This window comes from Colwellia sp. 1_MG-2023, assembly GCF_030546755.1.
GTDB lineage: Bacteria > Pseudomonadota > Gammaproteobacteria > Enterobacterales > Alteromonadaceae > Thalassotalea_H.
This window is the reverse complement of sequence record NZ_JAUOPE010000001.1, coordinates 399886-415432: the sequence shown is the minus strand read 5'-3', so window position 1 is coordinate 415432 and position 15547 is coordinate 399886. Positions and strand designations below refer to the sequence as shown.

Below are 15547 nucleotides of genomic sequence, written 5' to 3'. Positions count from 1 at the left end.
TCAACCATGCATTCGCATAAACTTTGCTAGCAAACGGTCATCATCTTCAATATGGTTGGGATCTTTTTTAATACAATCTATCGGACATACTGATATACAAGTGGGTTTATCATAATGCCCTATACATTCAGTGCATTTATCTGGGTTAATTTCATAAACGTTCACCCCTAATGATATTGCTTGATTCGGACACTCTGGGTCGCACATATCACAGTTGATACAAGATGCCTCGATCATAAGCGCCATTATGGTTTTGCCTGCTTATTTTGATTTTGCGAAAAAGGATGGCGTGTGGTTCCACCTTCTTTTAAGTAACGCATGAGAATAGCAAATTTTAAGTCGACTTCTGTATTCAATCTAATAAACACTATATGTCCAGAGCCTTTAGCATCAGTGATCTCTTCATTTTTGTGATTTGTCATATACTCAAGGGTAAAAGATAAATTTCCAGAAGGGGTCATCAGCTCTAAATCGTCTCCGGTTAAAAACTTATTTTTAACGTCAATTTCTATTAATTGCTTATCTTCACTTTGGCCTATTACTTCACCAACAAATTGTTGAGTATCACTTTTTGAATAGCCATATTCATAGTTTTGAGTATCACCATGACGGTGACGTTGTAAAAAGCCTTCGGTATAGCCTCGATGCGCTAAATGTTCTAAATCAGTATTAAGGGATTGATTGAAAGGTTTATTCGCAAGTGAGTCTAGTATCGCTTGATGATAGATTTGTGCGGTTCTAGCACAATAATAAAAAGACTTTGTTCTGCCTTCTATTTTAAGTGAATGTACGCCCATTTTTACTAATCGATCAACATGCTCTACCGCTCGTAAATCTTTTGAGTTCATTATATAGGTGCCGTGTTCGTCTTCAAAAGCTGGCATGTATTCACCAGGTCTGCCTTGCTCCTGTAGTAAAACAATGTCATTTGAAGGTTGTTCAGGCATATATATTTCAGCAGGCTGAGCGATAACATCGCCTGTCTCTGTTTCTTTCGCTTGATGAACATCATACTTCCATCGACAAGAGTTTGTGCAAGTTCCTTGATTTGGGTCTCGTTTATTGATGTAACCTGATAATAAACAACGTCCTGAATAAGCCATGCAAAGTGCACCATGGACAAATACCTCTAATTCCATTTCGGGACATTGAAAACGGATTTCTTCTATTTCGTCTAATGATAATTCTCGCGATAAAATGACGCGCTCAATGCCTTGTTGCTGCCAAAACTTGACTGTCGACCAATTTACCGCATTAGCTTGCACCGATAAATGTATTGCCATATCCGGAAAATTTTCTCGAACCAACATAATTAATCCTGGATCTGACATAATTAATGCATCAGGTTTCATTGCAATAATTGGTGCAATATCTTTTAAAAAGGTGTTGAGTTTACTGTTATGAGGGGCAATATTATTGACTAAATAAAACTTTTTACCGAGTTGATGTGCTTCGTTAATACCTTGTTTAATAGTGTCAAAATTGAATTCATTATTTCGTACTCGTAATGAATAACGAGGTTGTCCTGCATAAACGGCGTCTGCGCCATAAGCAAAAGCAAAGCGCATGTTTTTTAAACTGCCAGCAGGTGAAAGTAATTCTGGTTTTATCATATTGGACACTCGTTTTTTTAAAGTCGAGCATTATAAAAACCGTTAATCTGGCATTCAAATGGCCTGATCAATAAAAAGGCAAATAATAAAAGAAAAAGCTTGTATTTTTAATCGAAAAGTAATTCAGACAAAGTGAAAGTAAAAAATATCAAAATAATTTCCATTTAATTGAAAATGTCCTGTTTTATCAAAAATATGTGCTACTTTTAAAAAAGATAGATAATTCTTTAAGAGGTTCTTTATGGGAACGGAAAATGCGCTTTACACTATTTTAGTGGAAAAAATTAAACAAGAATCTTTAATATTACCAACATTACCTGAAGTTGCTTTAAGAGTTAGAGAAGCTGCCGATGATCCTGAAATTAATCTTGGTCAAATGAGCGAAATAATTTCTCATGATGCTGCTTTGTCCATGGGAATGTTGAAGGTTGCCAATAGCGCTATGTTAGGCCGTGGTATTCGTGTTGAAACGGTGAATCAAGCGGTAACTAGGATAGGTTTAAGACAAATTAAAAGTATTGCTACTGCGATGGCATTAGAACAAGTGTTTATTTCTGAAAATGAAATTGTTTCGATGTACTTGAAAAAATCATGGTCTAAAACAGTAGATGTTGCTTCAGTAGCAATTTCTCTGATGACGTTTTATTTGAAGGAAAACAAACATTCTCCTTTAATGTTAGAAACGGTCACCTTAGCCGCACTAATTCACAGTATTGGTGTATTACCTATTTTAACGGAAGCAGAGAACCATCCGGATGTTTTTGCTAACCCGACATTTTTACAACAAGCTATTATCAAATTATCAAGTAACGTAGGTGCTGAAGTGACTAAAGCTTGGGGGCTTTCTGAAGATTTTACCGACATTGTGCAAAATTGGAGTGACTTAACAATTTTACCGGAAGAGGTTCATTATTTAGATTTTATTCGTGCAGGTGCCATTTACCATGGTATTTTTAAAAATGAGTCTACAAAAGAAACGCTATTAAAACGTTATGTTGCTAAAGGAATACTTCCTGATATTAATTTTATGGCAAATGATGAGTTTACCGAGATGGTTTCTGATGTGAAAACGATGTTTAGTTAATCTTGGCTCAACTACTCACAATTATTGCTGAGTAGTTTACAGTTAACAATAAGGCGCATTAAGCGCCTTTTTTGTTTTTAAATTAACTACTTTTCTAAATAATCCGTGGTTTTTACTGAGAATTCAGCCAGTAAGTCATGAATAAAACGGTTAATTTCTCCGGCCATCAAGGCGAAGTCTGCATCGAGTCGCGCAAGGATGTCGTCTTTATCAATATCTTCATTTTGTTCATGAATCACATCGAAAAACTTAACACGTTTTATCGCAAGATCATCACACAAAATAAATGACATAGCGTCATCCCATTCCAAGGCGAGCTTCACAACAAATTTCTCTGCATCTAAATGTGCTTTGATTTCGTCACTATCAAGTTCTTGATTTTTGACTCGAACTACCGCGCCATCGTCGCCTAAAGCATGAAACTCTGCTTCTAAGCCTAATTGAAAGTTTTCACCAATATTATGTTCGGTTAGCCAATCTGTCATCATTTCATCAGGGGCTTTTTCAGGTGATACGCTAGTAACAGGTAAGGTGCCAAGCACTTTTCTCAATAACGCTAAAAAGTCTTCGGCTTTACTGCGGCTACTAGTGTTGATGACGATAATATTATGCTCAGGATTAATATAAGCATGGGTGTCAGTGACTCTGGAAAAAGCACGAGGTAAAAGCTCGAAAATAATATCTTCTTTAAATTGCTCTTTTTCTTTTTTTGTAGCGCCGCGAGATTGCTCTCTCTCAAGTAATGCTATTTTTTCTTCAAGCATCTCTTTAATGACTGGAGCCGGTAATATTTTCTCTTCTTTTCTCGCACAGAGTAAGTGATTTCCGTTTACTGAGTGAACGGTACTACTGCCATTTTTACCTAATGCATTCACCCAGCCAAAATGTGACATTTCAGTTGAACCGCAAGGGGTGAATAGATGTTCTCCAAGGTGTTTTTCGAGATCTTGTTCAGACCATTCAAACGGACGGGTAAAAGCGAAAAAGTAGAGGTTTTTGAACCACATTAAAGCTATCCTTCGGCCAATTTTAGGCCGTTAAACAAAAAAGGAAACTATCTTAACTTAATTCAATTTGTGAGTCATACATTTAGTGATATGAAAAGGGCATTAGATTAGCGCATATCATTAAAGGTAATTAAGTAGCTTAATCCTTGGTTTTTTTCAGAGCGGGCAACAATAGAGCCGCCTAAAGTATCCGTGACCAAACTGTGGATAATATGAGTTCCTAAACCGCTACCACCTTTCCCTGATTTAGTGGTAAAGAAAGGATCAAACAATGACGGTAGAGATTCTTCAGGTATCCCTAAACCATTGTCTGCATAGGTTATTTGTACTTCGTCATTATGCATTTCAACTTTAATAGAAATTTCACCCTGCTCAATACCTTCAAAACCATGGATAATTGAATTAAAAATTAAGTTGGTAAAGATCTGGGAAATGGCGCCAGCATGACAATAAACTTCAATAGTATTAGAGCAGTCGATATGAATGATGTGATTTGTTTTTTTAAGTTTTGGATGTAATGAATTGATTATTTCATTTATGTATTTCGCGACATTAATATGACGAATTTTATCACTGGTTTGATCTACGGCAACTTGCTTGTAACTACTAATAAGATCAGAAGCTCTGTTTAAGTTGTTCATTAATAAATCAACACTTTGGTTAGCATTTTGTCTAAATTCATCAAGTCCGCGTTTACTTAACTTATTACTGTCGATTTCATTATTTAGTTTAGTCAGTAAATCTGATAAATAACTGGTTGATGTAATACTTACACCTATTGGGGTATTTATTTCATGTGTTATTTCTGCTGATAAAGCACCAAGTGTTGCCATTTTTTCGGCATCTAATAGTCTTTCTTGTGCTTTTTTAAGCTCGTGAATCGAACTTTTAAGTTCATCGTTTGTATTCGTTAATGTTTTTTCTGTTTGGCTTCTTCGGGTGTTTTCTGCTTTGAGCTGGCTTTGTTGAGCCAGTAGTTCCCTTTGCTGCATTTCCATTTTTAACATGGTAGTGCTTAACGAAGAGGTTTTTTTAGCTACCTCTTGTTCTAACATTAAATTTTGCTCATCTAATTTGTTATTCGAATCGATTAAGTCGCTTTGTGCGGTGGCGAGCTCTTCTTTATAGCGAGTTAATTCGGAGAGCAAATTGTTATACGCATTTTGTAAAATACTTAATTCATTTCTTTCATAATTGACGACATGTAGTTTTGACGCTTCAGGATCATCTATATCAAATTGATTAATTTGCTCAGTAAGTTCATTTAGAGGGTTAGTTAATAATTGCGAAAAGGCGATTGAAAATAATAATACTAAGGCCGCAGTTTTGACCATCGCATTACCGATGAGAAAATAGATACCAATTTCAATACGATCAAATATTACTTGGTTGCTAGATAATAGGGTTACCGTTCCTACCTTAGTGGTACGACCGGAAAATTCAAAAATTAAAGGAAAACTGTAGCCGAAAAGTCCTTCTGATAAAGAACTAATATTGAAATAGTTTTTCTCTTTATTGTCTAATTTAATGTCGCCGTCTTGTGTTCTATTTTCACCTAATTGCGTAATGACTTGATTATTTTCATCGGTAACTTTAATACCTTTTATCATAGGTATGGCGACTAATCCCTCTGCAATATCAATAGCTTGTTGAGTGTTTAACTCCCAAACAGCGCGGGTTAAACTGCTGCTAAAGGTTTTTTCTAGGGTGAGTAATTCGCTATTGATATGGCTTTTAGTATTGACGTATTCAGCACCAATTTGCACGCAAGTGACAAGAAAAGTTAAGACAAAATAAAATGATAAAACACGCGTTAAAAGCTTGCGGGAAATGCTAGTTACTTTCATTTTATTTGCTTACTCTCTTAATTGATAATTCGATAATAGCGCTTTTAAAACATGATTAAAGTGTTTTTTAATATTTTTACTAAAAATCAGCATAAAAAGACTTAGTTTTCCATAGTATAGACTATACTCTTAACAAATAATAAATGGTCACATTGTCACAAATACGTAATAAGGCTGACATAAAAACATCTTTATTATTTCATTTTTTTGTCAAAAAAAGTACATACTGTAACAAAAGTGTCATCTTGTTAAGGCAAAATGCGCGGTAAATAAAAATTGAAAAAAAATTTAAGGGTTTAGAAATGAAACTTTCATATAGCACTTTGGCGACAGCATTATTAGCCACAATTTCTGTATCGTCATTTTCTGCTGATATCACTATTTACGGTAAAGCAAATATGTCAATTCAATCATCAGATGAAGGTGAGGGATCTTTTACCGAAGTTAAAAGTAATGCGTCACGTATTGGCTTTAAAGGCACGCATGATGTATCAAATGAGTTAACGGTTGTTTATAAAGCGGAATTTCAAGTTGACTTAGATGGCGACTCTGCCAAAGGTGATAGTATTACTGACCGTAACCAATATATTGGTTTGAAAGGAAATTTTGGTGAAGTACTCGTAGGTAATAATGATTCGGTGCTAAAACAATCGCAAGGGAAAGTGGATTTATTCAGCGATTTAAATGGTGATATTAAAAGCTTATGGAAGGGTGAAAACCGCATGGCTGATTCTATTACTTATAAAACCAAAAAGTTTAATAATTTTCAAATCGGGATGACGTATGTTGCCGAAGATAGTATTGATGGTGAAGATGCTACTTCTTTTGCAGTTACATACGGTGACGCTGAATTGAAAAAGTCTAAACTTTATGCTGCGATTGCAATTGATTCTGAAATGAAAGGTTACGATGTTACTCGTGCAACTGTGCAAGGTAAATTAGCCGGTTTCACGCTAGGTGCAATGCTACAAACGCAAGAATCTGTTTCTTCTGGCGCTGAAATGGATGGCTTTCTTGCTTCAGCAAAATATTCAATTGATAACTGGTCGTTAAAAGCGCAATTACAAACTGCTAATTTCGACGGAGGTGATGATAAGTCAGGCGTTACTTTCGGTGCAGATTATAAGTTAGCTAAAAGTACTAAACTATATGGTTTTTACACGACTTTTGATATGGATAGCGGTGCTGATGAAGACTATTTAGGCGCTGGGATTGAATATAAGTTTTAATTTGAGCGGTTTATTAGCTTAGGGGCTGTTGATCTTTCGTGGTTAAATTTCGTTCGAGATAAAATCGTTTTAATCGCGGCGAGTAGTGTGTAGCCTAGTCATTCTAAGAAAATACTACTCAACAAAGCGTAAAACGATTTTAGCCGAATCCTTAGTACAGCGTTTGTTGGTCATATTTACGGCGTTGCCCCACAAGGATGTGGGGTAAGGTGACTTTGCAGGAGCATAAAGTCTTTATCGCCTTTTTAGGTGGAACAACCCTATAACAAAGGCGCTGCCTTGTATAAATACCCAACAAAAACAATCCCGAAAGGTCAACAGCCCCTAATAAAGCGACTTTAGGTCGCTTTTTTCTTGCCTAATATTAGGGCGTGTTTATCTTGAAAGGTTGAATTTTGTTCAAAATAAAAGTCATTTATTCAAGGCGTGAGTTAAGTAGCATGGTTGTTCCATGTAAATACTGAACAACGAATAAAAAATGGTTTTTAATTGAAACCTTTGGGCAACGTTTGTTTGTCATTTCTACTGCATTTTTGCTTATTGAGGTGGAATAGCCACATATCATTCGCAAGGCTTTGTATAAATACCAAACAAACTATTGCAAAAATCATCGCGAAAGATCAACATGCCCTAGTAGTTAGTTAATGATGAACAAAAATTATAGGCGTGTAATAAAATTGTCACAAAAAGTTATCACAATGTTCATGAGCGTTGTCAATCGACTAACAGGATTTATTAAATGAACAGACAAATATTAGTGGTAGAAGATGAAAAACCGATCAGGGAAATGATCACTTTCGTCTTAGAACAAAATGGTTTTAATACGATTGAAGCGGAAGATTATGAAGATGCTAAATCAAAAATAGTAGAGCCTTATCCTGATCTTATTTTGCTAGATTGGATGTTACCCGGTGGCACAGGTGTTAAACTTGCGAAAACCTTAAAGCAAAACGAGTATACTCGTTCAATTCCAATTATAATGCTTACTGCGCGTGCCGATGAAGACGATAAAGTAAAAGGCTTTGATGTTGGTGTTGATGATTATGTGACTAAACCTTTTTCACCGAAAGAGTTAATTGCTCGAATTAAAGCAGTGATCCGTCGTGTATCGCCTACCGCACTGGAAGAAGCAATTGAATTTCATGGTATGAAACTTGACCCTGTCGCACATCGCGTTTCTATTAATGAACGAGCTTTAGATCTTGGTCCAACGGAGTTTAGGTTGTTACATTTTTTTATGACACACACTGAACGAGTGTATAGCCGTGAACAATTATTAGATAATGTTTGGGGTACCAATGTTTATGTAGAAGATCGAACCGTAGATGTTCATATCAGACGATTACGTAAAGCGATCGCTGGAGAAGGGCATGAAGACTTTATTCAAACGGTTCGAGGTTCAGGGTATCGTTTTTCAGGCAAAATTAAAATGAGTCTATAAAGTTCGCCTATATGTATTTTCGTTTATCTGTCAAATCTATTATTAGTCGTTTAACGCTAACGTTATTGCTAAGTGCGGTTGTTGGTTTTTTTATCGGCAATACTTTTTTAATTGTTGCGATTAGCGCCGTGAGTCTTTTGATTTGGCACTATCATCATTTATTAAAATTAATTAAATGGTTGTGGCGAAGTAAAACTATTTCCCCTCCTGTAGCTAAGGGTATATGGGGAAGAATTTACGACGGTTTATATCGCAGAACCAGAAAACATCGTAAAAAACAAAAAGCCCTTAATGCTAAAATTCGACAATTTAGAGATGGTGCTGAGGCACTTCCTGATGCCGCACTTGTATTGTCTGATGATTTAATTATTGAATGGGGCAATAAAAAAGCACAGCGATTACTCGGCATACGTTGGCCGGGTGATATAGGTCAACGAATCGATAATTTATTACGTTTTCCTGAATTTAGTCAGTATATTGAAAACGGTAATTTTGACATCCCCTGTCATATTCCTTCACCGATAAATGCTGATTTGATTTTAGAGCTACGTTTGATGGCTTATGGTAGTGAGCAAGTTTTATTTCTTGCAAGAGATGTCAGTAAGGTTCATCGCCTTGAAGAAATGCGCCGTGATTTTGTCGCCAATGTCTCTCATGAACTAAAAACCCCTTTAACCGTTGTACGTGGTTATGTTGAAATGGTGCAAATGACGGAGCATGCTTTAGATCCTTACTGGCAAAAAGTGTTTAACACTATGGAAACTCAAGTTTCTAGAATGGATCGACTAGTTGAACAACTGTTAATACTTTCACGAGTTGAGATAAATATTGATGATGACGATAAACAATTGATCGATATGCCTAAGTTGTTGCATGCTTTAGTAGAAGACAGTCATTGGCTTAATCAAGATAAAAATCACCATATTACCGCGGACATAGATGAACACCTTGCCATTGAAGGGATTGATAACGAAATTAAAAGTGCATGCTTAAACTTAATTTCTAATGCTATTAGCTACACTCAAGCAAATGGAAAAATCGATATTTCATGGCAAATGGATGGTAATAAAGCGAAATTTTCCGTAAAAGACAATGGTCCAGGTATCCGTCCTGAGAATGTAAATAGATTAACGGAGCGTTTTTTTAGGGTGGATAAATCAAGATCACGTGACACTGGCGGATCGGGGTTAGGTTTAGCTATCGTTAAACATGTGTTGAACCATCATCATGCTGAACTTGCTATTAATTCACAATGGGGTAAAGGAAGCGAATTCATTATTTATTTTGAACCAAACTGCATACGCCCGTTACCTTAATCTTTTATATCCGACCCTATATTAACGGTATTTATCGTTATTCTCTTTACGTAATACAACGACCATTATAAATACTTCACTTTTGTGACACTTATTTTACCTTTGTCATATAAGTGTCACAAAGCTTAAATATAATTGTCATATTAGCTTTATATAGTGTTGGCAAATTAACTAGGTTATACCATTGAATAATCAATGTTGTATACAAGTCTCATTGGAGAAAATTATGAATATCAAACGTGCCTTAGGCATCATTGGTTTAGCAAGTATGGTGAGTTTTTCATCGGTCGCGATAGATAAAGACTTACCCGTTTATAAAAAAGTTAGCGGTGTTTCAGGTAATGTATCTTCAGTTGGTTCAGATACTTTAGCGAATATGATGACCTTTTGGGCGGAAGAGTTTAAACGCACTTACCCTAATGTAAACGTACAAATTCAAGCGGCCGGTTCTTCTACTGCTCCACCAGCATTAACTGAAGCAACGTCAAACTTAGGGCCTATGAGCCGTAAAATGAAATCACGTGAAATCGAAGCGTTCGAAAAACGTTACGGTTACAAACCTACCGCTGTTCGTGTGGCAATTGATGCCTTAGCGGTATTTGTTCACAAAGATAACCCGTTAAAAGGTTTACGTATCGACCAAGTTGATGCCATTTTTTCAAACAACCGTAAATGTGGTGCTGACAAAGAGGTAGATCGTTGGGGTGATTTAGGGCTCGGTGGTGAGTGGACAGGTAAAGATATTCAATTATACGGTCGTAACTCTGTGTCTGGTACTTATGGATATTTTAAGAAAAAAGCGCTTTGTAAAGGTGATTTCAAAAATAATGTTAATGAACAACCTGGTTCTGCATCAGTGGTTCAGTCGGTTTCTGCTTCGTTAAATGGTATTGGTTATTCAGGTATTGGTTACCAAACTTCAGGCGTTCGAGCATTACCGCTATCTAAAAAAGGCGACAATTTTGTAGAAGCTAATATGGCGAATGCTGTGTCTAAAAAATATCCATTGTCTCGCTTTTTATATGTCTATGTTAACAAGCATCCGAATAAGCCTTTAGCACCAATGGAAGCTGAATTTTTAAAGATGGTTTTGTCACAATCAGGACAAAAAATAGTTGAAAAAGATGGTTATATTCCTTTACCAAACTCAGTGGTAGAAAAAGAATTTAAAAAGTTAGGTCTGTAAAATATCCCATAATTACAGTTAACTAAGTACATTGAAAGGCCTAACAAACGTTAGGCCTTTTTAGTTTGTCCCAGCATTATTTGTCTTTTCTTCATGTTGCCTTTGCTTGTCATATTACTGTCATTGTTCAGCAACAAAAACTACATATTTCTAAAACATTTCTGTCATTTTTCAGCAGTAGGATAGCTACAACTTTTAGTCAAGCTGTCTAAATGAAGTTTTTTTGATGTCTTTGTTACTAAGCAATATCGAAGTAAGTAACACTTAATAAACTTTCATTTAGCCAGTTTGAATACATTTAAAACTATATATCTTCGGAGCAAAAAGAAATGCAAATGAAATCACTATTCAAAGTAAGCGCTATCGCTTGTGCTTTAACATTAGTTGGTTGTGGTGGCGATATTCAAATTACCCCTACAGTAAATGACAATAGTTCAACGACTGATAACAGTGTAAATAACTCAAATAACACGGTTGATAATGGTTCGGCTGAACCAATTGAATGTACCAGTTATGAAACTGAAGCCGGTACTGTAGAAGGTTCTTTTGATGGTTTAGATTGTTTATATAATGATTCATTTGCCAGTAAAAATATTTCTATTACAGCAAACCTTACGTTTGAAGAATTACCTGATGGCGGTATTCATGTGTTTGAAGATGCTTTACTTATTGGTGCTGATGGTCGTAAATCTGAAGGTTTTGAAGTGCCAGTTAATGGTCCTACAATGACAGTTAAGCCTGGTGCTACTTTAGCGTTTAAATCAGGTGAAGCGATAATTCGTATTGCTCGCGGCGCTAAAATCCAAGCTGTAGGTACTGCTGCTAAGCCAGTAACATTTACTTCTGCATTTGCTTATGACCGTCATGACCTTGAAGGTAATGGTGCACAATACGCTGATTGGGGCGGAATCATCATTAACGGTAACGGTTTAACGAATCAATGTACTAATGCTCAGCGTGCTGCCGATACTTGTGATGTTGGCTCAGAGGGTATTACTAGTTACTTTGGTGGTAATGATAACACTGACGGAAGCGGTAATATCAAATGGGCAAAAATTTGGTACGCTGGCTCTGGTCCTCGTGTAGGTGGTGAAGGTGATGATTTGAACTCATTAACACTAAATGCGGTAGGTTCAGGTTCTTCTTTTGATTATCTTCATATTCACCAAGGGTTTGATGATGGTATTGAATTCTTCGGTGGTGCTTCAAACATCAAGCATATTGTAGTCACTGACACTCAAGATGATGCAATTGATATTGATGCTGGTTGGCAAGGTAATGCGCAATTCTTATTTATCCAACACGGTACTGTAACTACACGTGATGGCGCTATTGCTTACATGGGGAATAATGGTTTTGAAACTGATGGTGAGAAAAATGGTGGTGACGATTACAGTGATGCACCAGCTTCTTTCCCTACTATTGCCAATGTAACCGTAATTACTACTGATGGTTCGTCGGTACGTGATGGTGACCCTTCAACAGCTCATAAGTTTGATGATTCAATCAAAACGAATTATTACAACGTATTAGACGTTAAAACCGACGCTTCAAATGGTACTGACTGTATTGCTTTCTCATCTGATGGCTTGAAAAATGCTGCTGAAATCACTTTCAACAATTCAGTATTAGCCTGTGCATCTGAATTTGCTGACGCGACACAAATGCCAGCAAACATGTCAGTTGAGCAATGGTATGAGAATGGTGGTGTAAACCAACGTGTTGGTGGTGATGCTGATGTAATTGCTGCTGATGGTTTCTCAACTAACACTAGCTCTACTGACGTAACTATTTCAGCTAACGATTTATCTGGTTTAGATTCAAGCTTCTTCGATACAGTTGATTATATCGGTGCTGTATCAGACCAAGACACTAGTTCAGCTTGGTATCAGTGGGTTGAAGCAGCAGTTACTGCAGCTAACAACGACTAAATACCAACCATTTAATAAGGCGCCACTTATTCGGTTAAAGGCGCCTTTTTATTGAACTGAATTAGGAAAAAGAAATGACAAATCAATATAAACTCCAAAAGCTCGCTGTTGCTGTGGGGCTAGGTTTGTTCAGCTATACTAGCGCTGCTGTTGCCCAAGAAGAAGAGCAACAAGTGATGGAAGAAGTTGTGGCAAAAGCGACTCGTTTGCAAGGTAGTGCTGCTGCGGTTATTGCTGAAAGAAAAAACCAAGCTTTTGTCGCTGACATTCTTGGTGCAGAGCAAATGTCTAGAACGGGTGATAGTGATGCCGCCTCTGCGCTAAAACGCGTTACTGGTTTAACGCTAGTTGATGGCAAGTTTATTTATGTACGTGGCTTGGGTGAGCGTTACTCAAGTGCGCGATTAAACGGTGCTAATATCCCAAGTCCTGATTTAACACGTAATGTTGTACCGCTTGATATTATCCCTTCAAGTATCATTGAAAGTATGGCTGTTCAAAAAGCATTTTCAGCAAATATGCCGGCAGCTTTTGGTGGTGGTGCTATTGATATTCGTACGAAATCAGTTCCAAGAGACTTTACGTCAAGCATTGAAATTGGTTTAGCGCATGATACTAGTGCAACTGACGGATTAACTTATAATCGTCCAAGTGGTGGTATTTCATCAGAGTTGAAAAATGCAATTGTTGAATATCGTGGTCGTTTTACCATTGATAATATTATCAAGCGTGCAAACTTAACAGACACTGAAAGCCAAACAGTTTCAGAGCAAGCGATAGCAATTAATAATGGCTTGTTAAGTTCATTACCGAGAGATTTAGTGATCTCAGAAGAGTCATTAGATCCTGCTTACAATATTAAAGCGCATATTGGTAATAGCTTTGATGAAACTTATTTTGGTGGCCAATTGGGTTTTCTAGCCTCTATTGCTTATGAAACTAAGTGGGATTCGGCAAAAAAGAAAACCTCAGTTATCGCGCAAGATGTTGAGGCTGATTGTTCAACGACGTTAGCCACGGCAGAAGATGTTGCTAATTCTTGTTTTAACACCGTTAAACATTCAACAGAAACGACTGAAAATGAACGTTATAGTGGCGTGTTAAACTTAGGTTATAAGCTTGATAATCATTCAATTTCTTGGAATAACCTTTATTTAGTCGATAACGAAGATGAAGTAGAAGTATCACAAGTTGAAAGTGCCGGCGGTAGTACAATTTATACCGTGGCAGTTGACGATAGAGCCAATCGAGTGCACGAATTTGATTATGAAGAGCGTACTTTACATGTTTCTCAATTATTAGGTCAGCATACTTTTGTTGATTATTGGGGGCTAGGTTTTGATTGGCAATATACGCGCTCAAAAGCCGAAACAGAAATCCCTTTTAGCACTAAATATAATTTTAGAGATAACTTCACAAACGGTAACTATGCAAACTCTACAATAACGGGTGATGATAATAGAGCTGTTTATTCATATACGGATATGGAAGATAGAGTTAACTCTTATGGTGGTAATCTTACATTACCTATTTATGCCAAAGGTTACGAATTAGAATTTAAAGCGGGTTATGACTTTTCTGACCGTGGCCGTAATTATACAACGTCAAGTTTTGCCGTTCATAATAAGTCTGGCTCAGGTATCGAAATTAATGATGGTTCACAATCGCCATTAATGAACAGTGGTTACTTAAGTGATTCTTTTATTTCGGGTCAACGTATTTTAGTTGATTTTAACGAACCTTCAGCACCAGATGCGGATGATTATATTGCGGCTCAAAAAATTGATGCGGCTTATGGTGCGTTTGATGTCATCATGGATAATAAATTTCGTATCAGTGGTGGTGTTCGTTATGAAGAGTTTAAACAAACTTCAGTTGGTACTTCTAGCTTAATTTTTGGCAAAGAAGATCTTGATATCTTTTGGGCACCAGAGAAAATTGAAGCGGGTAGTATTTTTACTGACGATTTATTTTCATCATTAGCGTTTACCTATTTAGCGAATGAAAACTATCAAATTCGCGCGAGTTACGGTGAAACAATTGTAAGGCCTGATCTACGTGAAGTTGTACCGGTTGCTTACTATGACCCATTAACCGATATCAGAACTTTTGGTCGCGTTGGTTTGAAAAGTAGCCCGATCAAAAACTACGATTTGCGTTATGAATACTATGCAGATAATGGCAATAGCTATACCGTTGCTGCATTTTATAAAGACATAGAATCGCCCATTGAAACCGTTTTACAAGTAGGTGATGAAGATTATTCAGCCACCTTTGTTAATGGTGAAACAGGTGAAGTGCAAGGGGTTGAATTTGAATGGATGGTTGACTTAGTTAAAGTTGCTGATGGTTTTTTTACCTCAGGTAATATTACGCTAAGTGATTCGGAGGTCAGTATTGATCCAGCTTTAGCCGGGAACTTAACCAACCCGACTAAACGTATGAGTGGTCACTCTGAGTATGTTGTGAATATGCAATTAAATTACGACTCAGCTGATGGTAATCATTCAGGTTCATTGGTGTATAACGTTTTTGGTGAGCGCATTATTGCCTCTGGTGTCGGTGGTCGAGGGGACGCTCTTGAACAACCATTCCACGCACTAGACTTGGTATACACTTATTACCCTGACTTTAACTCGCAAATTAAGTTAAAGGTGAAAAACTTGTTAGATGAATCTCAAGAAGTAACTCAGTCAGACGTTGCGGTTCGTGAGAAAGAAATAGGTACATCAATCAGTTTAAGTTATACCTATGATTTTTAACGGTAGCTAACCCCTGAATTAATTTAAAACTAAACAAACCTCATCGCCTGATGAGGTTTATTTTTATCACCTCGAATAACCTCATACGTTGAATCAATAAATTTCTCTCGCTAACTGTAAGAAAAATGTCA

Annotated in this window: 11 protein-coding genes; 7 read left to right on the top strand and 4 right to left on the bottom strand. The window is 36.8% G+C overall.

Features of this window, described 5'->3' with window-relative positions:
* Both Q4493_RS01785 and yegQ read right to left on the bottom strand, forming a co-directional pair.
* Positions 1-246: a YfhL family 4Fe-4S dicluster ferredoxin gene (locus Q4493_RS01785; RefSeq protein WP_303448941.1), complete on the bottom strand. Its 246-nt coding sequence runs from the start codon at positions 244-246 to the stop codon at positions 1-3.
* Entirely contained in the window at positions 246-1613 is a 1368-nt protein-coding gene (yegQ, locus tag Q4493_RS01780) for a tRNA 5-hydroxyuridine modification protein YegQ (RefSeq protein ID WP_303448939.1), read from the bottom strand. Before yegQ ends, Q4493_RS01785 begins: the two co-directional genes overlap by 1 nt.
* Before the next feature lie 241 nt (positions 1614-1854).
* On the opposite strand from yegQ, the gene Q4493_RS01775 reads away from it, so the two are divergent.
* Complete coding sequence (locus Q4493_RS01775; RefSeq protein WP_303448938.1) at positions 1855-2697, top strand: HDOD domain-containing protein; 843 nt, start codon at positions 1855-1857, stop codon at positions 2695-2697.
* An 86-nt stretch (positions 2698-2783) separates the two neighbouring features.
* Here Q4493_RS01775 and rdgC read toward each other — a convergent pair whose 3' ends face one another.
* Complete coding sequence (gene rdgC, locus Q4493_RS01770; RefSeq protein WP_303448937.1) at positions 2784-3704, bottom strand: recombination-associated protein RdgC; 921 nt, start codon at positions 3702-3704, stop codon at positions 2784-2786.
* Between the two features lie 107 nt (positions 3705-3811).
* Positions 3812-5551 carry an ATP-binding protein gene (locus Q4493_RS01765; RefSeq protein ID WP_303448935.1) on the bottom strand — a complete coding sequence of 580 codons (1740 nt, stop codon included), beginning with the start codon at positions 5549-5551 and terminating at the stop codon, positions 3812-3814.
* Between the two features lie 302 nt (positions 5552-5853).
* Here Q4493_RS01765 and Q4493_RS01760 point away from each other — a divergent pair, with 302 nt between their 5' ends.
* The 6 genes from Q4493_RS01760 (at position 5854) to Q4493_RS01735 (ending at position 15416) form a co-directional block, all read left to right on the top strand.
* Positions 5854-6780: a porin gene (locus Q4493_RS01760; RefSeq protein ID WP_303448933.1), complete on the top strand. Its 927-nt coding sequence runs from the start codon at positions 5854-5856 to the stop codon at positions 6778-6780.
* 739 nt (positions 6781-7519) lie between these two features.
* Entirely contained in the window at positions 7520-8221 is a 702-nt protein-coding gene (gene phoB, locus Q4493_RS01755; protein ID WP_303448931.1) for a phosphate regulon transcriptional regulator PhoB, read from the top strand.
* 11 nt (positions 8222-8232) lie between these two features.
* On the top strand, positions 8233-9537 hold the full coding sequence (gene phoR, locus Q4493_RS01750; protein ID WP_303448929.1) for a phosphate regulon sensor histidine kinase PhoR: 1305 nt from the start codon (positions 8233-8235) through the stop codon (positions 9535-9537).
* 226 nt (positions 9538-9763) lie between these two features.
* Entirely contained in the window at positions 9764-10723 is a 960-nt protein-coding gene (locus Q4493_RS01745) for a PstS family phosphate ABC transporter substrate-binding protein (protein ID WP_303448928.1), read from the top strand.
* A 329-nt stretch (positions 10724-11052) separates the two neighbouring features.
* A complete protein-coding gene (locus Q4493_RS01740) occupies positions 11053-12654 on the top strand; it encodes a hypothetical protein (protein WP_303448927.1) in 1602 nt (533 codons plus the stop codon).
* Positions 12655-12728: 74 nt separating this feature from the next.
* A complete protein-coding gene (locus Q4493_RS01735) occupies positions 12729-15416 on the top strand; it encodes a TonB-dependent receptor (RefSeq protein ID WP_303448926.1) in 2688 nt (895 codons plus the stop codon).
* Positions 15417-15547: the final 131 nt, after the last annotated feature.